The 18,617-nt window shown below is 46.7% G+C and carries 19 protein-coding genes and 1 tRNA gene; 16 read left to right on the top strand and 4 right to left on the bottom strand.

Annotated features, from left to right (window positions below; all coding sequences use genetic code 11):
* Positions 1-73 precede the first annotated feature (73 nt).
* Entirely contained in the window at positions 74-676 is a 603-nt protein-coding gene (locus SP90_RS05070; protein WP_066853253.1) for a SagB/ThcOx family dehydrogenase, read from the bottom strand.
* 1,100 nt (positions 677-1,776) lie between these two features.
* Here SP90_RS05070 and SP90_RS05065 point away from each other — a divergent pair.
* The 5 genes from SP90_RS05065 (at position 1,777) to SP90_RS05045 (ending at position 7,394) form a co-directional block, all read left to right on the top strand.
* Positions 1,777-3,327 (top strand): ABC transporter substrate-binding protein, encoded by a 1,551-nt coding sequence (locus SP90_RS05065; RefSeq protein ID WP_066853251.1) that lies wholly within the window; start codon positions 1,777-1,779, stop codon positions 3,325-3,327.
* A gap of 176 nt (positions 3,328-3,503) precedes the next feature.
* Complete coding sequence (locus SP90_RS05060) at positions 3,504-4,481, top strand: ABC transporter permease (protein WP_066853248.1); 978 nt, start codon at positions 3,504-3,506, stop codon at positions 4,479-4,481.
* A gap of 3 nt (positions 4,482-4,484) precedes the next feature.
* Positions 4,485-5,396 carry an ABC transporter permease gene (locus SP90_RS05055; protein WP_066853246.1) on the top strand — a complete coding sequence of 304 codons (912 nt, stop codon included), beginning with the start codon at positions 4,485-4,487 and terminating at the stop codon, positions 5,394-5,396.
* Between the two features lie 6 nt (positions 5,397-5,402).
* Positions 5,403-6,362, top strand: coding sequence for an ABC transporter ATP-binding protein (locus SP90_RS05050; protein WP_066853244.1), 960 nt, complete (start codon positions 5,403-5,405; stop codon positions 6,360-6,362).
* Positions 6,363-6,365: 3 nt separating this feature from the next.
* Positions 6,366-7,394 (top strand): ABC transporter ATP-binding protein, encoded by a 1,029-nt coding sequence (locus SP90_RS05045; RefSeq protein ID WP_066853242.1) that lies wholly within the window; start codon positions 6,366-6,368, stop codon positions 7,392-7,394.
* 113 nt (positions 7,395-7,507) lie between these two features.
* On the opposite strand, the gene infA is transcribed toward SP90_RS05045, so the two are convergent.
* The 3 genes from infA to SP90_RS05030 all read right to left on the bottom strand — a co-directional run bounded on the left by infA (position 7,508) and on the right by SP90_RS05030 (position 8,758).
* A complete protein-coding gene (gene infA / locus SP90_RS05040; protein ID WP_020001012.1) occupies positions 7,508-7,726 on the bottom strand; it encodes a translation initiation factor IF-1 in 219 nt (72 codons plus the stop codon).
* Positions 7,727-7,805: 79 nt separating this feature from the next.
* Positions 7,806-7,882: transfer RNA gene (locus tag SP90_RS05035), tRNA-Met, on the bottom strand.
* A 213-nt stretch (positions 7,883-8,095) separates the two neighbouring features.
* Positions 8,096-8,758, bottom strand: coding sequence for a metallophosphoesterase (locus SP90_RS05030; RefSeq protein ID WP_066853241.1), 663 nt, complete (start codon positions 8,756-8,758; stop codon positions 8,096-8,098).
* Between the two features lie 369 nt (positions 8,759-9,127).
* Between SP90_RS05030 and SP90_RS05025 the strand changes: the two genes are divergently transcribed.
* The 11 genes from SP90_RS05025 to SP90_RS04975 all read left to right on the top strand — a co-directional run bounded on the left by SP90_RS05025 (position 9,128) and on the right by SP90_RS04975 (position 18,594).
* Positions 9,128-9,706: a 5-formyltetrahydrofolate cyclo-ligase gene (locus tag SP90_RS05025; RefSeq protein ID WP_066853350.1), complete on the top strand. Its 579-nt coding sequence runs from the start codon at positions 9,128-9,130 to the stop codon at positions 9,704-9,706.
* On the top strand, positions 9,697-10,449 hold the full coding sequence (locus SP90_RS05020; protein ID WP_066853238.1) for a polyphenol oxidase family protein: 753 nt from the start codon (positions 9,697-9,699) through the stop codon (positions 10,447-10,449). Before SP90_RS05025 ends, SP90_RS05020 begins: the two co-directional genes overlap by 10 nt.
* Positions 10,450-10,461: 12 nt before the next feature.
* Entirely contained in the window at positions 10,462-11,013 is a 552-nt protein-coding gene (locus SP90_RS05015; RefSeq protein ID WP_066853235.1) for an anthranilate synthase component II, read from the top strand.
* Positions 10,985-12,352 carry a chorismate-binding protein gene (locus SP90_RS05010; RefSeq protein ID WP_066853233.1) on the top strand — a complete coding sequence of 456 codons (1,368 nt, stop codon included), beginning with the start codon at positions 10,985-10,987 and terminating at the stop codon, positions 12,350-12,352. The genes SP90_RS05015 and SP90_RS05010 overlap by 29 nt, the downstream gene beginning before the upstream one ends.
* Entirely contained in the window at positions 12,349-13,116 is a 768-nt protein-coding gene (locus tag SP90_RS05005; RefSeq protein ID WP_066853231.1) for an aminotransferase class IV, read from the top strand. Before SP90_RS05010 ends, SP90_RS05005 begins: the two co-directional genes overlap by 4 nt.
* A 605-nt stretch (positions 13,117-13,721) precedes the next feature.
* Complete coding sequence (gene era / locus SP90_RS05000; protein ID WP_066853229.1) at positions 13,722-14,639, top strand: GTPase Era; 918 nt, start codon at positions 13,722-13,724, stop codon at positions 14,637-14,639.
* A gap of 290 nt (positions 14,640-14,929) precedes the next feature.
* Positions 14,930-15,664, top strand: a complete 735-nt coding sequence (locus SP90_RS04995; protein ID WP_066853225.1) for a YggS family pyridoxal phosphate-dependent enzyme — start codon at positions 14,930-14,932, stop codon at positions 15,662-15,664.
* A gap of 21 nt (positions 15,665-15,685) precedes the next feature.
* On the top strand, positions 15,686-16,447 hold the full coding sequence (locus SP90_RS04990) for a flagellar motor protein (RefSeq protein WP_066853223.1): 762 nt from the start codon (positions 15,686-15,688) through the stop codon (positions 16,445-16,447).
* 34 nt (positions 16,448-16,481) lie between these two features.
* Positions 16,482-17,351: an OmpA/MotB family protein gene (locus SP90_RS04985; RefSeq protein ID WP_066853221.1), complete on the top strand. Its 870-nt coding sequence runs from the start codon at positions 16,482-16,484 to the stop codon at positions 17,349-17,351.
* A gap of 2 nt (positions 17,352-17,353) precedes the next feature.
* Complete coding sequence (locus SP90_RS04980) at positions 17,354-18,079, top strand: OmpA/MotB family protein (protein ID WP_066853219.1); 726 nt, start codon at positions 17,354-17,356, stop codon at positions 18,077-18,079.
* 35 nt (positions 18,080-18,114) lie between these two features.
* Positions 18,115-18,594, top strand: coding sequence for a flagellar basal body-associated FliL family protein (locus tag SP90_RS04975; RefSeq protein ID WP_157471190.1), 480 nt, complete (start codon positions 18,115-18,117; stop codon positions 18,592-18,594).
* Positions 18,595-18,617: the final 23 nt, after the last annotated feature.

The following is an 18,617-nucleotide window of genomic DNA, read 5'->3' as shown; positions in this document are numbered from 1 at the left end:
TCATTAATCGAACGCGTATCCTTTTGACCATTGACGTAAAAAAAGGTGTTCTTCAATCGAAGAACACCTTTTTTTATTCGAAACTTTTCCAGCCTACCGGCAGAACCAGCATAGGGTTGTGTTCCGGCGGGAGTTCAAGAAGATCCATAAGGTGCTCTTCTTTAAAGGCTCCAACTTCTGTTACCCCAAGTCCGAGCGCTTCAGCCTGAAGATAGCAGTTTTGTGCCATGTGGCCTGCTTCAAAGAAGGTGTACGCCACGCCGCGTTCGCCAAATTTTTGGGAAATACGGTCGAATGCAGCTGTAATAACAAGAATAGCAGGTGCTTTTGCCATCCAGTCCTGCTCTATGCATACCTCGGCTACCTCTTCACGAAGATCGCCGTCTTCCACCTCTTCCAGAGAATGACCGAGTGCATCGTAACGGTAGACTCCAGCTTCCAGTCCTTCAACATCACCAGCTACCACATACAATTCCATTGGGTACATTGCTGCGGGAGATGGCACAGTGCGCCGGTTCCAAGGGCCTTCTTCGCTTACTCCGTATGTCGCCCATAAAATTTGACCGAGAGAGTCCGGTGTCAGCGGCTCGTCAGCAAATTCACGGACACTACGTCGGTTAGCCAGCGCTGTTTCTACGGAAATAGGGCCTTCCATGCTTGGTTCTGGAAACTGCATATATATTCTCCTTGCTCTGTCACGATAGCGTGCTTGGAGCATTTCGTATCATTGTTGAGCTGATTGATACAGTCGATCGTCTGTTCCCGCAAGACCCGCCCGAAACTAAATTACGGGCGGATATGTAATATGTTCAGGAAACAGGAGTTTTAGACCTCTGTGTAAAGGCTACCATATCATTAGGATAGAGGAAACGCCACGAGGTCTTGTCTAGTACGACGTTGTTTTCAGCAGATGTTGAAAGTGGGAGTCGATAGAGAGATGCTTATGGGGGAAATGAGTCTTTTATGTCCAAAAAATGCAAAAAAATGCAGTTTATACATAATTGTAGAAAAGAAAGAGGCACGAACAGTGTTTGCATCCTTTTTCGTAGTAATTGAAGCTTTCATCATATGTTACGAGAGGAGTAGGTCTTTACTTATCTGTATGTTTTTTAATGATTTTAGCAAAGGAAAGGTGAGGTGGATTAGCTGGTGTTCATGTTAACGTATAAATTGAGCACACAAACTGCAGAAATGTGCAGCGTAAAGTTTGTTTTTCATGTAGAACATGCGCAAAATATAGCAGTACTTAGGTGATGAAGTGCTGTTATCACGGCATGATGAAGTAAAATGTATAGAGAAGTTGTTATTTTTATGCTTCTGTTGTACTCAAATGCGCATGGCAAACGGTTTTGCCTTAGTTACTTACTTGAAATTAATAGCTGTTTACGTAAATGGAAAATATTGAATGCCGTTTTTTAAGAGTGTGGCTTTGCGTATTTCACGTACGCTATGCCTGCTTTTAGCGCATAGGGTAGATGGCGCTTCAATCTTTCTGTTTTACAGATTCAATGAATTTACCTGTTGTTATATTTGAGAAAATATGTGTGCTCTGTCTCTTAGTGTTGAAATGGGGTACTACGCAGTGAAGGGAGTTTTTCTGCGGCAATAGGTTCCTCTATCGCAAAAAAGCTTGACTTAGAAAGGCCTGAAGGGTTCTTATTTCGAGCTTTAATGTTGTTTGGAGTGCTGCTGAAAAGCGAAAAACGCATTTTGAACAATTTTGTGGTCTCTATATTGTTTTAGGTTGTTAGAAGTATTTCTAGTTTTGGAGGTTTCATGAAACGTTTGTTAACAGTGCTTGCTCTTGCTGCTGTATTAGCATTTGCTGCAGCTCCTGCTTCTGCTAAGACTTTGCGTTTAGCAGTGGATGCTGACCCTGTATCTCTTGACCCGCATGTACAGCTTTCCGGCGGCATGCTTCAGTACTCCCACTTAGTTTTCGACCCGCTCGTACGTTGGAACCAGGACATGGGCTTTGATCCTCGTCTGGCAACCAGCTGGGAACGTATTGATGACAAAACCATGCGTTTCCACCTCCGCAAGGGCGTAAAGTTCCACTCCGGTAACGAATTTACTGCTAAAGACGTTGCATGGACTCTTGATCGTCTTAAAAAATCTATCGACTACAAAGGTCTTTACGAAGTATTTGAGCCTGCTGTTGTAGTTGATGACTACACTGTAGACCTTAAAACAAAAGTTCCTTACCCGCTGCTTATCAACATGGCGACCTACCTCTTCCCGATGGACTCCAAGTTCTACTCCGGTAAAGATGAAAATGGTGAGCCTAAAGATAAAATCGGTAAGACATCCCCATCTTTCGCAAACACCCACGCTTCCGGTACTGGTCCTTTCACTGTTGCAGAACGTGAACAGGGCGTAAAAATGGTTTTCAAAGCCAACCCTAACTACTGGACTGACCGTGGTAACATTGAAGAAATCGACATGCGTCCTATTAAGAACGAAGCTACCCGTGTTGCTTCCATTCTTTCCAGCGACGTAGATTTCATCATGCCTGTACCTCCACAGGATTACGACCGTCTTGATGCTGCTGACAACGTAGACCTCATTACCATGCCTGGTACCCGCGTTATCATGTTCCAGCTCAACCAGGAACGTAACAAAGCATTCAAGAACCCTAAAGTTCGTGAAGCTATCGTATACGCTACCAACAACCCTGGTATCGTTAAAAAGATCCTCAAAGGCCGTGGTACTGCAGCAGCACAGCAGAGCCCTAAAGGCTACCAGGGTCACGATGCTAACCTCAAGCCTCGTTACGACCTCAAAAAAGCTAAAGCTCTCATGAAAGAAGCTGGTTACGCTGATGGTTTTGAAGCAACTATGATTGCTCCTAACAACCGTTACGTAAAAGATGAGCAGATCGCTCAGGCATTCGTATCCATGATGGCTCGTATCGGCATCAAAGTTAACCTCAAGACTATGCCTAAAGCACAGTACTGGGATCAGTTCGATGCACGCGCAGCTGACATCCAGATGATCGGTTGGCACTCTGATACTGAAGACTCCGCTAACTTCACCGAATACCTCGCTGTATGCCCTAACAAAGACACAGGCGCAGGCCAGTACAACTCCGGTGAGTACTGCAACCCTGAAGTTGATAAGCTCGTAGCACTTGCTAACTCCGAGACTGATACTGCAAAGCGTAAAGCTCAGCTCCAGAAAATCGAGCAGATCCTTAACGCTGAAGCAGCATTCGTACCACTTCACTGGCAGGACCTTTCCTGGGCAGGTGGTAAGAACCTTGAGAACGCACGTGAGATTGTAAACGTAATGAACTACCCTTACTTTGGCGATCTCGTAATGAAATAGCATTTATTCGGGGCGGCTTATGCCGCCCCGTTTTATGAAGGAGACAAATAGGCCGACGGTCTGTTTGCTCAGTTCTCCGCTACACAGCGCGGAACCATCTGAACCGACCTTAGGCCGGTTCTCTTCGGTTTTAAGATACTGGGAATTGGATTAACTTATAACCCCAAAAACCCCATATGTTTGCTTTTATTGTTCGAAGAGTGGCACAGGCGTTGATCGTCATGTTTGTCATATCGATCATCGGATTCGGTATTAAATACTCATTTGGTGATCCGGTACGTGAGATGGTCGGCATTAACGTTTCCGCTGCAGAGCGCGAGGCGTATCGTGACCAGCTGGGTCTGAACGACCCTATTTTGGTTCAGTGGGTTCGGTTTGTAAAAAAAGCAGTGCATGGCGACCTTGGTCGTTCCTTTTTCTACCGTAAACCGGCTACTGAAGTTATTTTAAAAAAGGCTCCTGCAACACTGGAACTGGTATTTGCCAGTGCTTTGCTCGTTATTTTTCTTTCTGTACCTATTGGTATTTATGCTGCGGTTAAACCGCGTTCATGGCTTGCCCGTCTGTTTATGGGAGCCAGTATCGTAGGTGTTTCTATTCCTGTATTTCTTACCGCGCTCCTGCTGATCTACGTCTTTGCGGTAGAACTGCACTGGCTTCCGTCCTACGGACGAGGGCCTACATCGCTGCTCTTCCCGGGATGGGAAAGTAACTTCACAAGCTGGAAGGCTTTCAGACATATTATTCTTCCTTCCATTGCATTGTCTTCAATTATGCTTCCACTCTTCATCCGTCTTATCCGAGCAGAGATGGTTGAGGTTTTACAGACAGAATACGTTAAATTTGCTCACGCAAAAGGTCTTAACCCTACCCGTGTTCTCATGGTTCACGCCTTCAAGAACACCCTTCTTCCGGTTATTACCGTGGGCGGCGTACAGCTCGGTATTATGATTGCGTACACAATCCTCACTGAAACAGTATTCCAGTGGCAGGGTATGGGCTTTATGTTCATTGAAGCTGTTGAACGTTCAGACACTGCTTTGCTCGTTGCATACCTTGTTTTCGTTGGTGTTCTTTTCGTAATTGTGAACACTGTTGTGGATGTTATTTACGGACTGGTTAACCCGATGGTCCGTGTTTCGGGGAGGAAGTAATCCATGTGGCAAAAATTTAAGGAATCATACTTTTGGTATAGCTTCCGGCGCGACCCAGTTGCAGTCGGCAGCTTCATAGTATTGCTCATTCTTATTACAATGGCTGTGCTTGCACCTGTGTTCGCAAGCCAGAACCCGTATGACGGTTCTGCCATTGATCTGATGGACGCAGAAACACCGCCAATGTGGACTCCTGACGGTATGGATGCTTTCTGGCTGGGAACAGATGCTCAGGGACGCGATATCTGGTCTACCATCTTGTACGGTACCCGTATCTCTCTGTTAATTGGTCTTGGCGCTGTCGCATTGCAGTCCTTTTTGGGGATTATCGTCGGCTTGACCGCAGGGTACAAAGGCGGTCGTGTAGACTCCTTCCTTATGCGTGTTGCTGATGTTCAGCTTTCCTTCTCATCCTACATGGTTGCGATCTTCTTTGGTGCAATTTTGCAGGCTGCATTGGGTGTTGCCCGCTATGCAGACGTAGCTGTTCCATTCCTAATTTTTGTTATCGGGTTCTCTGAATGGCCGCAGTATGCACGTACTGTCCGTGCCTCCGTACTTGCAGAGAAAAAGAAAGAATATGTTGAAGCAGCGCGTGTTATCGGCCTTCGTCCTATGCGCATCATGTTCCGTCATATTCTGCCGAACACCCTGACCCCTGTACTCGTTATTTCTACAGTTCAGGTTGCTAACGCTGTAATGAGTGAAGCGGCTCTGTCTTTCCTCGGGCTCGGTATGCCTGTTAACCAGCCTTCACTCGGTTCTCTCATTAAATCCGGCTTTGCCTACTTTATGAGTGGCAGCTGGTGGATTACCCTCTTCCCGGGACTTGTTCTCGTGTTGCTGGTTCTTTCCATCAACCTGCTCGGCGACTGGCTCAGGGACTTCCTGAATCCAAAACTGTACAAGGACTAAGGAACAATGGAACACCTTTTAGATGTAAAAAATATGGTTGTTCAGTTCCGTATGCGCGATATTGCGCTTACGGCTGTGAATAATGTTTCGTTTTCAGTAGATAAAGGCGAACGCCTTGGTCTTGTGGGGGAATCTGGTGCTGGTAAGTCTGTTACCGGTTTTTCCATCATCAATCAGATTTCCAAGCCGGGCTTTATTGCCGGTGGTTCTGTAATGTTTGAAGGTCAGGATCTTGCGCAGCTTAACAATAAGCAGCTCCGTACTATCCGCGGTAACCGCATTTCCATGATCTTTCAGGACCCGATGATGACACTCAATCCTGTTTTGACCGTTGGGCAGCAGATGATTGAAACTGTGCTTGCACACAGCAAAGTGTCAAAGAAAGAAGCCGAAAAAATCGCACTGGAGAAGCTGCGCAAAGTATACATTCCTTCACCGGAAAAACGCTTGAAGCAGTACCCGCACGAATTTTCCGGGGGGATGCGCCAGCGTATCGTTATTGCAATTGCATTGCTGACCGATCCTGCGCTGATTATTGCTGACGAGCCTACAACTGCTCTTGATGTTACCATCCAGGCTGAGATTATGGATTTGCTTCTCGAACTTTGCGAGAAGGATAACATGGGGCTTATCCTCATTACGCACGATCTTGGTGTGGTATCTCAGGTTACTGAAAAAATCGCTGTTATGTATGCCGGACGTATTGTTGAGCTTGGTTCAACAGATACTGTCTGTGCTACTCCTACCCATCCGTACACACAGGGGCTTATTGCAGCATTACCGGACGGCGCCGAAGGCGATCGTCTTAACCAGATTCGCGGCTCTATGCCTAGCCTTACCAACATTCCTAAAGGCTGTGCATTCAACAACCGTTGCGACTACTGTAAAGACATCTGTTTTGAAGTGGTGCCGGAGCTCGAACTTAAAAAATCCGGCGTTCTTGCAGCCTGTCATGTAGTGGAGTAGGCGATGAGTAATACACCTCTTCTTCAAATTAAAAATCTAGTAAAGCACTTTGATATTTCCGGCGGTCTTCTTGATCAGCTGGGTTTTCATGATGGAAAGTTTACCCGTAAGAAAACTGTTGTTCACGCTGTGAACGATGTGAGCTTTGAAATCAATCAGGGTGAAACCCTTTCCGTTGTTGGTGAGTCTGGCTGTGGTAAGTCCACCCTCGCACGAACTGTAATCGGCCTTTATGAGCCGACAGGCGGTCAGGTTTACTACCGTGGTGAGCGTGTGGACGATAAGTCAGGCGAATCCCGCAAACAGTTTCGTACTGCGGCGCAGATGATCTTTCAGGATCCGTATGCGTCTTTGAATCCACGTATGAAGGTTTCCCAGATTCTGGAGGAACCTGTACGTTTTCATTACCCGGCATTGAACGATGCTGAAGTAAAGCAGCGTGTTGCAGATGTTATGGAGCAGGTAGGCATCAACCCTGTATGGGGAGAGCGTTATCCGCACGAATTCTCAGGTGGTCAGCGCCAGCGTATCTCCATTGCGCGTGCACTCGTGCTTGAGCCGGAATTCATCGTAGCTGATGAACCTATTTCTGCGCTGGACGTATCCATTCAGGCTCAGGTGCTTAACCTGATGATGGATTTGCAGCGTGACCGCAACCTTACCTACCTTTTCATCAGTCATGACTTATCTGTTGTTGAGCACATCTCCAACAGAGTTGCTGTAATGTACCTGGGTTCCCTGTGTGAGCTTGCTGATGCAAAAGAGCTGTTCGCAAATCCGCAGCACCCGTACACAAAAGCGTTGCTTTCAGCGATTCCGCGCATGGGTAAAAAAGGTTTCTCACACATTAAGCTTACAGGTGATGTACCGACCCCGATTAACCTGCCTACAGGCTGTGTTTTCCATGGTCGCTGTCGTCTTGCAAACCAGCGTTGTGTGAATGAGATTCCGCACCCGCTCACACTTGATAACGGCACTATCTGTGCCTGTCATGCCGTGCAGGAAGGCCGTTCTACACACATGCCTTCATAGGCGTATGCAGGAAGTGCTTCCTGCTGCGTTTTAGAAAATAACAAAGCCCGCTCTACATGGTAGAGCGGGCTTTATTCGTTACGTTAAAAAAACGAACGCCTTATATGTCGAACCTACCGAGGACGGAAGGTAATACGACCGCGAGTGAGGTCATAAGGTGAAAGTTCTACTGTAACTGTATCTCCTGGAAGTACGCGAATGCGGAACTTACGCATTTTGCCGGAGATATGGGCGAGACATTCGTGACCGTTTTCGAGGCGAACAAGAAACATTGCGTTCGGCAGTGCTTCCATTACTTCACCGTTTACTTGAATGGCTTCTTCTTTTGCCATCTGCGATCTCCTTTATCGTGATTTAACGTCGGGAGTACAAAAAACAATAACCCCCCTGCAGTGCAGGGGGGTTAAATATTGGTAGCGGGGGCAGGATTTGAACCTACGGCCTTCGGGTTATGAGCCCGACGAGCTACCGAGCTGCTCCACCCCGCGTCATAGCTTGTTTGCGATGCGGTTCTTGCTCTGAAAGCAATTCCCTCTCGAGGTGGACATATCTATACGCCACGCTCTCAACTGTCAACAGTTTTTTTAGCACTTGCTAAAAAACATGGTACACTTTTTTTTGCTCAACAATACTATAATTTCGAAAAAGAAGCTTGTGGGTAGCACTGCTGTACGCGTGTTTTTAAGCAGGGCAAAAAGGAATTACATCTCAAGAAGTTCTGCGCGAACAGTTGTTCCTTCCAGAGTAACCTTTGCGTATCCGCCGGCTGAAAGCATGCCGGTGTTGATTATGGTCGTGTCCCCGATTGAGTCTACAGAGCGCGCTTCATGGATATGTCCGCAGAGAACAAGCTGCGGCTGGTGTTTTTCAATAAAGGCGCGCACTGCTTTGCTTCCTACGTGTACGCCGTTCCCCAGATCATCACAGTGAGTGTCAAAAGGAGGGTCGTGTACGACAACGACAGTGGCATTGTACTGTGATGTTGCGGCATATGTTTCTTCGAGCCATTGACCGAGCTTTTCGTCTGGTGTTTCCGAAGGCGTGTTGAACGGGGTGATGCCGGACGTACCTACGCCCATGACAGCAACAGAAGGGGTGAGCTCTTTTACCGCACGGTGAATGTTACACCCTTGTTCTTGCAGAAAATTCGTCACTTCAGGCTTATCCATATTGCCTATCTGCGCATAGATGACAGGGTTGATCTCAGCTACTGCGTCAATAACACGACGCGCAGCTGCAGTCCCTTTTGCCATGGTCAAATCACCGCTGATGATGACTCCGCGTGCTTGCGCAAGTCCCGGAATATCTTTGAGGCGGGCGATCTCGTCATGAATGTCACCAATACAAATCCAATAATCACTCATAGGTAACTCCGTAAGGCACAGTTTGTAGAACATAGTAGCTGCGAGATTGCTGACAAATCCTTTATCTGCCCGATTAAGACAAATCTGTGCAGTGCAAGGAAAGAGAAAACGTATGTGTTACGCATAGATAGACATAATAAGCGTCTGGCGTTTTCGAAACAACGCCGCAATGAGCGGGTTTGTCATCAATCTGTGCTGTGCGTATAGTTGACGCAAAAGGAATCATTTGCAACCGTTGGGATAGATTTACTGAGCGTTTGAGTCATTAGTTGCAAAAGAAGTTGAGCAGATGCGGTGTAAATGCTACTGCGTTTTGCAGATGAATTCACAATTCGTGCTGTATTTTTCTATTTTCATCAGGAGTGTCTTTTGTCTAAAGCAGCCTTACGCAAAGAGCTACTTGCGAAACGGGAGTGTCTGGGCGGAATATATGTGCAGGAAGCCTCTATCAGTGCACAGCGCAACCTCATGGCTGATGACATCTGGAAGACGTCGCAGCAGGTTATCCTGTACTCTCCTATACGAAACGAGCTTCGAACCGACCTGCTTTTTAACGCTATATGGGAGTCAGGCAGAACTCTGCTTCTTCCCCGTTGTGATGAAGCGCAGGGACAGATGTCTCTTGTTCGGTGCGATGGGCATCATGAACTGGAAGAAGGTGCATACGGTATTCTTGAACCCCGTACTCATTGTACAGTTGTTGATTATGACGCTCCGGACTTTACTCCTTCCCTGGTTGTTGTGCCTGGTGTCGGTTTTGACCGCGCCGGAAACAGGCTTGGGTTCGGAGGCGGATACTATGATAGAATGCTGGCTAGACCAGCCTTTGCGCGTGCAACCTTTGTAGGTTTGGCTTATTCTTTTCAGATAGTCCCCGCTGTGGAAACAGAAGCATGGGATCAGACAATGCATGCACTATGTACTGAGGAGGCGTTACAATGGCTTTGAGCGGTGTTGAATTTGCGTTCCCCGGTGTTCCTAATGTCCGGTGTTTTTTTCAGAATCGTCTTGGTGGAGAAAGTACCGGCGCGTTTATGTCCGGTAATATTTCTATGGATGTGGGGGATAATCCCAAGCATGTTGTGTACAACCGCATCCGACTGCAAAAAGAGCTGAATGTTCAGTCCTGGTGTGAACTGAAGCAGGTTCATGGTGATGTTGTTCTTTTTGATCCACCGGAAACGCCTGTTGGCGAGGCCGCAGTGCATGAGGCTGATGGAAGCGCGACTGACAAACTAGAAAAAGCACTAGTTATTAAGACTGCTGATTGTCAGCCTGTGTTACTTGCCCATAAAAGCGGTAAGTATGTAGCAGGGCTACATGTGGGATGGCGGGGGAACCGCATTGCGTTTCCTGTTTCCGGAGTGCGCACGTTTTGTGAACAGTACGGAATAGAGCCTGCTGATGTGCTTGCAGTACGGGGGCCAAGTCTCGGCCCGGCAGAATCTCAGTTTGTTAATTTTGATACAGAATGGGGTGTTGAGTGGGCTGAATGGTTCTGCAAGGAAACCAAAACAATGGACTTGTGGCAGCTTACAAAGCATCAGTTACGGCTTGCAGGTATCCCCGAAAAGCAAATTTTCAGCCTTGACCTTTGTACTAAAACGCTTGAAGAGGAGTTTTATTCGTATCGGCGTGACAGGGTAACAGGGCGGCAGGCAGCCGTTATCTGGATTGAGCCGAGTTTGTAACAGGAACGTATAGTGCGTATTGTATTAATAGATAACAACGACAGCTTTACTCGTAATCTTGAACACCTTCTTGTTACGGCAACTTGTTTTGTACCGGACATCGTCACGTATGGTGAGCAGGGGACATCTCTGCAACATTGCCCGTTTGATCAATACGATCTGATTGTTATTTCCCCCGGCCCGGGGCACCCGTCTGAATACGCTGCATACAACTGTGTTTTTGAAAGTGGAAAACCTGTGCTTGGTGTCTGTATGGGAATGCAGATTATCAACCAGTTTTTTGGCGGAACCACAGACCGTTTGCCTGATTGTGTACATGGAAAAACAGATACTCTTGAAATAAATGGTGAGGCACGCACAGTCGCGCGCTATCATTCATTGTATCTTTCTTCTGTAGGCGCAGGGTTGAGGGTTACGGCGACGTTGAGCGGGACAGACGTTCCAATGATTGTTGAACATGAAACCCGCCCTGTAATGGGGCTTCAGTTCCATCCTGAATCGTTTTTGACGGAGCAGGGTGAGTGGTACATTCACCATGCAATGCGCTTTTTCGGTCTTTCTTGATGCAGGTACAGTGCAGCGCGAGAAGCTTGCAGCACTGTTCAACAGCTTTGCCACCAATTTTGATGCGGATATGTTTTTATCCGGCGTCACAAAAGATGATGCTCCGCTTCGTCGTTCTGCCAATGTGTGCGTTATCGGCATTGACCCTGTTGCGGAACTCATTGTTCAGCCAGAAACAACGCGGGAAGATGTTAAGGAATTCTGCTTTGCTTCCGGTCATGAAACTCTTGGCTACCTATCCTATACATATGGCCTGAAAGAACACGGTATTCCCTCTGAGAAGCGTAACGACCTGCCGCTAGGGCATTTCCGTCAGTATGCCATTCTCATTACAGTCAATATTTCCACAGGCCTTTTAGAGTGTGCTGCGCTGGAAAGTGCGGACAGCCGCATTCTACAACGTCTCAAAGATGTGTGCACAACTCCGCCGTCCCCTGCCAGACTGCTGCCGGAATGCACCGCTTTTTCCGTTCCTGTTCCTTCCATGAACCGTGACGACTATATTGCGGGTGTAGAGAAGGTGCTGGAGCATATTCGCAGCGGCGACACATATCAGTTATGCCTTTCATCAGCTTTTTCCATGACTGTACCGGATAATTTTACAGTGGTTCCGACGAAACTCGCTGACGGTAAAAAGCAGTGTGATGCAGCAGGCCTGTTCATGCATCTGTGGCAGCACTATCCGGCTGCGTACTATGCATGGTTCTCATCAGAAGATGTTAAAATTATTTCAACGTCTCCGGAATGTTTTCTGCGTGTGGAGGAGGGAATAATTACCTCTGAGCCGATCAAGGGTACGGTGGCGTATTCTGAGTTTTCTGAAAAACTAGTTTCGGATCTTAAAAATTCACCAAAAGAAAGTGCGGAACTGTCTATGATTGTAGACCTTATCCGTAACGATATCTCAGCACACTGCGAATACGGCTCTGTCCGCGTTGAGCGGCACAAGGGCATATTCACGGTAGATAATATGCTGCAAATGTATTCTGTGGTGCGCGGAACATTGAAAGAGGAATCCACCTGTCTTGATCTGCTCTTTGATGCATTTCCCGGTGGTTCCATTACCGGTTGCCCAAAATTACGAACCATGCAGATTATCGAACAGTTAGAGCCGCACAGCAGGGATTTGTACTGCGGCAGCTTCCTTCATATCAAAAATCCTGTGACCATGAATTCAAGTATTGCAATTCGTACCGGATGGTTTACATATGATCTTAGTGGTATACAAAAGTTCCGGTATTTTGCAGGAAGCGGGCTGGTGATTGATTCAGTGCCGGAGCAGGAATTTGCAGAGACTATCGCGAAAGCAGAAAAGTTTCGAAAGGTGCTATCTACATGACCTACTACAAATCTGGTGAATACCATACAGACGGAGTAACGCAGAATATTGCCGCTCCGTCTTTTCGTTTTGGGGCAGGAGTTTTTGAAACCATCCTGTTCAACGGAAAAAACTTGTGTTTCTTTAATCAGCATCTCTACAGGATGGAGAGTTCGCTGGAAAAGCTGGGATTTGTTGTCCCGCAGATTGATTACGCAGAACTTGCTATGGAAGTTGTCCAGCGGAACGGACTGATGGGGCAGACCGCACGGGTTAATATTTTTTCGCTGATTGAAGAAAATGACATGGTTGACCCTGTCATTACTGCTGCTCCCTATACTCCGCAGCCAGATAAATTATATAGACTATGTACTGTTACTGACGGTGTGCAACACCCGTTGCTAGGCCACAAGACAATGAATTATATGTATAACTGGTTACAGCGCCGTTCTGCCATTGAAAAAGGGTATGACGACGCTGTTTTACTTTCACGCGATAACCACATTACCGAAACAACCACAGCAGCGTTGCTGTTTGGAGATGGTGAGCGTTTTTGCGTGCCGGGTGGTAAGCTTCGTCTACCTTCCATTGCTTTGGAAGCTGCACGTTCCATTTTGCCTATTTATGACTGCTCAGTGCGTTCGTACTCAGTAAGTAATTTCCGGTATGCATATGTTCTTAATTCACTCATAGGCATGCGTCCTGTTACTGCCATAAACGGCACAATGTTTATGCCGGATGAACATAGCTGCAAGGCTGTGACAGAAAAGGTGTGCGGGTGTTAGCTGTTCAATAATTATGCTTTTGCTGTTGGGCTTAGAGCATAAATTGGTACTTGGAGCTGTTCTTTTGAAAGAACAGCTTTTTTTATTGCTGAGGCCTTTGTTTTTCAGGTGTTTTTTGTTGGCTTCTCAATGGTGGTTCGCCAAAAAATGTAAACAGTGTTCGGCATATTGTCTGTTGGGTGGGACATGTGGTGCTGTTTTGGATGCTACGATTGTTATTTCTTATAATTGTAAGCGTTATACCATTTGCTGCCGTACACAATAAACGCTACAGTCAATCAATGCACACAACGTCTTCCGCTTGTGGTTTTACCACTTGTTGTGGGCAGTAAAACATTTGGGGAGGTACCTCCCCCGATGTTCAGACGCTCCTGCCAGAAATGGCTGAGAGTCTCCTCGTGCAAGGATGCAGAAAACTAGCTAGATTCTGCATCCTTGCTTTGTTTTGTGCATCCCCCCGACTGTCGCGGACTTTACCTAAATCTTCCATTTGCTGTATTACTCAGGCACGCGTATAGTCATTGATGACTCCTTGACTTTATATGAAGTCCTATTACACATCTAAACAAATTAATTTGTCAGAATATTGATGGAGAAAAATATATATGAGTAACACAGAACACCGCTGCGGATGGGTCGCTATGATGGGACCACCTAATGCGGGTAAATCTACTATGCTTAACGCATACTTAGGGCAGAAAGTAGCAATTGTTACCCCTAAGCCACAAACTACCCGAAATCAGGTCAGCGGTATCCTGTCCAGCCCAGACTCTCAGGTTATCTTCATGGATACCCCGGGTATTCACCAGCTTCGTGGTAAAATGAACAAAATTTTGCTGCAGACTGCATGGCACACCCTTAGTGGTGCAGATGTAGTTATGGTGGTTCTGGATGGTTCCCTGTACGTTGACCGTCCCGGTGCATTTGATAAAGACATCGAGCCGTTGAAAGAAGCTATTCTTAACGAAAAACGTGCTGTGGTAGTTGCTGTCAACAAAGTGGATAAGTTCCGCGATAAAGCCAAGATGCTTCCTCTTCTCGAAAAATTGAGCGCACTTTGGCCAAATGCAGAAGTATTTCCAGTTTCCGCTATGCGCAGAGACGGCCTTGAGCCGATGCTCGAATACCTTAAGAAGCATCTTCCGGTTTCTGAAAAGCTGTACCCTGAAGATCAGCTTTCCACAGTACCTGTACGCTTTATGGCTTCTGAAGTTGTGCGTGAAAAGCTCTTTATGGAATTACGTCAGGAGCTTCCGTATAACTGCGCAGTTGAAATTGAAAAATGGGATGACACGGGCGAGCGCGTTTTCGTGAACGCTGTTATTTATGTTTCCCGTAAGAGCCATAAATCAATGGTTATTGGTAAGCAGGGACAGAACCTGAAGAAAGTGGGCACCGAAGCCCGTAAAGAGCTTCAGGAAATGCTTCGCCAGAAAGTTCACCTTGAGCTTTGGGTGAAGGTTCGCGAAGGCTGGACAGAAGATGTAAGCTTTATGCGCTTGCTTGGTCTTTCTTCTTCGTAAGCTGCTTCATTTCAGCAAATAGTAGGCGGCATATGCTGCTTCAGATTGCTGACAACGTCCTTACCTGTCAGATTGAGACAAATCTGTGCAGTGCAAGGAATGAGAAAATGTCAGGAGCAATGCATAGATAACTATGTGAGCATCTGGCTTTTTTGAAGTGACGCCGCAATGTGCGGGTTTGTCATCAATCTGAGGCGGCGTATGCCGCCTTTTTTATTGGGGGTGTCAAAACCCCGTACTCACACATACCGGTGAGGGGTAATAACCGCCGGAAAAATGGATTAAGAACTATGAATGAATGTCAGGTAGACGGTGCTGCAATTATTGCCCGATACGATGCTGTCGTAGAAAAAATCGCTGAAGCTGCCCGCAATGCGGGGCGTAATCCGGAAGAAGTAAAACTGATTGCCGTGTCAAAACGACATCCGGCTGAGTCTGTGCGAATTCTTAACAATCACGGACAATTAGACTTTGGGGAGAACTATGTTCAAGAGGCTCTTGCAAAGCAGGAAGAGCTGGCGGAGCATACTATTAACTGGCATTTTATCGGTCATTTACAGTCCAAGAAAGCAAAGGATGTAGCTGGTAAGTTTGCTCTTATCCACTCCATAGATCGCTTGAGCTTGGCACAGAAACTGCAAAAACGCATGGAGATGCTTCCCGTTTCCGGTTTGGACGGTGAAAGAAAAGTTCAGGATATTCTGCTTCAGGTGAACATTGGTGATGAAGCACAAAAGTCCGGCGTAGATAAAGACGGACTCTTTGAACTTGCTGAACAGATTATGGCACTTCCACAGCTACGTATTTGCGGCCTGATGGGAATGCCACCGGCATCTTGTGTTGCAGAGGAAGCACGTCCTTTCTTCAGTAATTTGCGTATGCTGCGCGATGAGCTTGCGACACGCCTCGGCATGCCTTTGAAGCACCTTTCAATGGGTATGACGCAGGATTATGTGCAGGCAATTGAAGAAGGCGCCACATTTGTGCGTATAGGAACAGAAATTTTCGGCCCGCGTCCTTACTAACACGCGAAAAAAGAGCATTCTATGGATTTGGCAACGGTTCTCGGGATAGTAATTTCCTTTGGTCTGGTACTCTCTGCTATCATGATGGGTGGCAGTCTTCTTATCTTTATTTCCATACCGTCATTACTCATCGTTCTTGGCGGCACCATCGGCGCAACGCTTGTTAACTATCCATTGCACCGCGTTGTTTCCGTAATGAGCGTTATCAAGAAAACTCTCTTTGCTGCAGAACTTTCACAGCAGGAAACCATTGATCAGTTTAAAGATTACGCTGACCGCGCACGCCGTGAAGGTATTCTTTCTCTTGAGCCTATTATCAGCGGTATTGATGATCCCTACCTTAAAAAGGGCTTACAGTTGACCGTTGACGGCCTTGAGCCGCAGGCGATTCAGGAGATTATGGAATCGGAAATTGCCAACACAGAAGCCCGTCACAGCGACGGACAGGACATAATGAAATCGTTTGGTGAGTATGCTCCTGCTCTGGGTATGATCGGTACGGTTATCGGTCTGGTGCAGATGCTGCAAACCATGAACGACCCTAGTTCAATTGGCCCTGCTATGGCGGTTGCTCTTATTACAACTTTCTATGGTGCGTGTCTTGCTAACCTTGTCTTCATCCCGATGGCAGGTAAGCTCAAGTCTCGCAGTAACAGCGAAATCCGCATTAAAGAGATGCAGCTGGAAGGTGTAATCTCTATTTCACGCGGTGAGAACCCGCGTATTATTCAGGAAAAACTGTCCTGCTACCAGCCGGTCGGCGATCGTGAAGATGCTGCTTAGCAGTTCCCATACTTACATGTAGCGGGAGTACGATATGGCTAAGCGTAAAAAGAAAGAAGAAGAAGGCGGAGGAGCAACCTGGCTCATCACGTTCTCAGACATGATGACCCTTTTGCTTACGTTCTTTGTTTTGCTCGTAAGTATGGCGATTCCTGACTCACGAAGAAAGCTTATTGTACTTACCTCTGTCTCAGGTCAATTTGGCGAGGGGCACGGCAACCTTAACCCCGCCACACAAAAAGACACGAAACGTGTTGTTGACCCGGGGCCGATGGAGATGGATACAGATGACCTTTCTCCGCTTAAAGACCTCTTGTGGGAAGATGACAAAGAAGATTTGAACTTTCAGGAGAACAAGTATGTTCAAGTGTTCTCCATTAGTGAAGACGTTCTTTTCCAACCGGGTACAACCCAGTTAAGCAGACGGGGTGTTGTATTGCTCAACCGTATTCTTCCGTGGGTAATGCGTATTAAGCATCCGCTGCTGCTCGCTGGCCATACATCCGCTTTGCGCGATGAGGCCGGTGTTGATTACGAAGTTTCTTTTACGCGTGATGAAGAACTTTCTCCTACTTGGAATCTTTCATTCATGCGCGTTATGAGCGTCTACAGCTACCTTAAAAGCCGTGGCATCGATACAGAGCATATGATGGTAGAAGCTTTTGGCAATTACCATCCGCGGTGGAGCGACAACACTCCTAAAGGTAGAAAGAAGAACAGACGCGTTGATATTGTGCTTGATAAACGCAACATGGAATGGATCAATAAGCTGGAAGAACTCACTCGCGAGGCACCGGAAAAGCAGAAACAATTTGATTTTAAAGATTTCAAATTTGATCTAAGTGTTCGCGAAGGCGGTGATAAAGTGTCCGCAACAGACGGTTCAACGCCGAGTGGAGTGTAACAATGGCACGTAAAAAGAAAGAAGAGCCGAAAGGCAACCCTTCGTGGCTGGTTACCTTCTCTGATCTTGTGACATTGCTGCTTACCTTCTTTGTATTATTGCTCAGTATGTCTTCAATGGACAGAACGTTACTTACAAAGATTAACCCGTTCGACAGGGGCTTCGGTGCGATTAAGTACCATGGCTCCGGACGAGTGCCCCAGCGCATCAAATTGATTGTCGATCTGGTGAAAGATCCTAAGACTGCGTTTGAACAGCGGGATAGAATTAAAGACTTGCTGTTTCCAGAGGATGTGTTGCCTCCGGACATTGATATGAGCACGCTGGATCGTAACTTACGTATCCTGCAAAAGCCGGAAGGCCTTGCCATTGTTCTCACAAATAATCTTGTGTTTAAGCCGGGCAGCTATACGCTGACTTCATCGGCAGAACAACTGCTCTCTCAAATTGTCCTGATGCTGCAATATACATCGGCAGATGTGAATATTTCAGGACATGCAGATAATACCGGTGGTAACACTGCCGCCAACTATCCGTTGTCTGGAAAGCGTGCAATGTCCGTACTTGAGTATTTCTTGGATCAGGGATTAAAGCCCTCCCGTTTTTCAGTAAGCGGATACGGTGCTGATAAGCCTGTTGAGTCAAATGCGACAGAATACGGACGGGCACAGAATAGGCGAGTAGAAATTTTGATTAAAACAACTCAGCGTCTTGGACGCTATGTATAAGAGATTGCTGCAAGAAACTGTAAAGGAGCTGTATCGTGATTGAAGAAGGAAGTGAATCTAAGAAAAAAAGCGGTAAGATGAAATGGATCATCATGCTTTTGGTCCTTCTGCTTTTGGGAGGCGGCGGGTACTATGCGTACACAACGTACTTCCAGAACTCTACCGAAGCGGCTGCACCTCAGGATGTCCAGCTGGAAGAAGTAGATACTTCGGACTCTATGGTGGTTACCCTGCCTAGTTTCCTTGTAAACCTCTCTGATCCGCTTGGCCGACGCTACATCAAGCTTACTCTTGATGTTGAAGTTGCCAACGCTGACTCTGCTCAAACTCTGGAAGCGCAAGGTGCAAAAGTGCGTGATGCCGTTATCTTGCTTCTTTCCAGTAAGTCATATGCAGATCTTGCCTCCCTTGAGAGCAAACTCCTGCTTAAAAATGAGCTGGTAACCCGTCTTAACCAGATTATTGGCAGCTCTAAAGTTGTACGTGTGTATTTTACAGAACTGGTTATCCAGTAATTAACTAGCAATAATTCCCTTTC

Source organism: Halodesulfovibrio spirochaetisodalis, assembly GCF_001672295.1.
In the GTDB taxonomy this organism is placed as follows: Bacteria; Desulfobacterota; Desulfovibrionia; order Desulfovibrionales; family Desulfovibrionaceae; genus Halodesulfovibrio; species Halodesulfovibrio spirochaetisodalis.
This window is presented reverse-complemented; position numbering and strand designations above follow the sequence as displayed.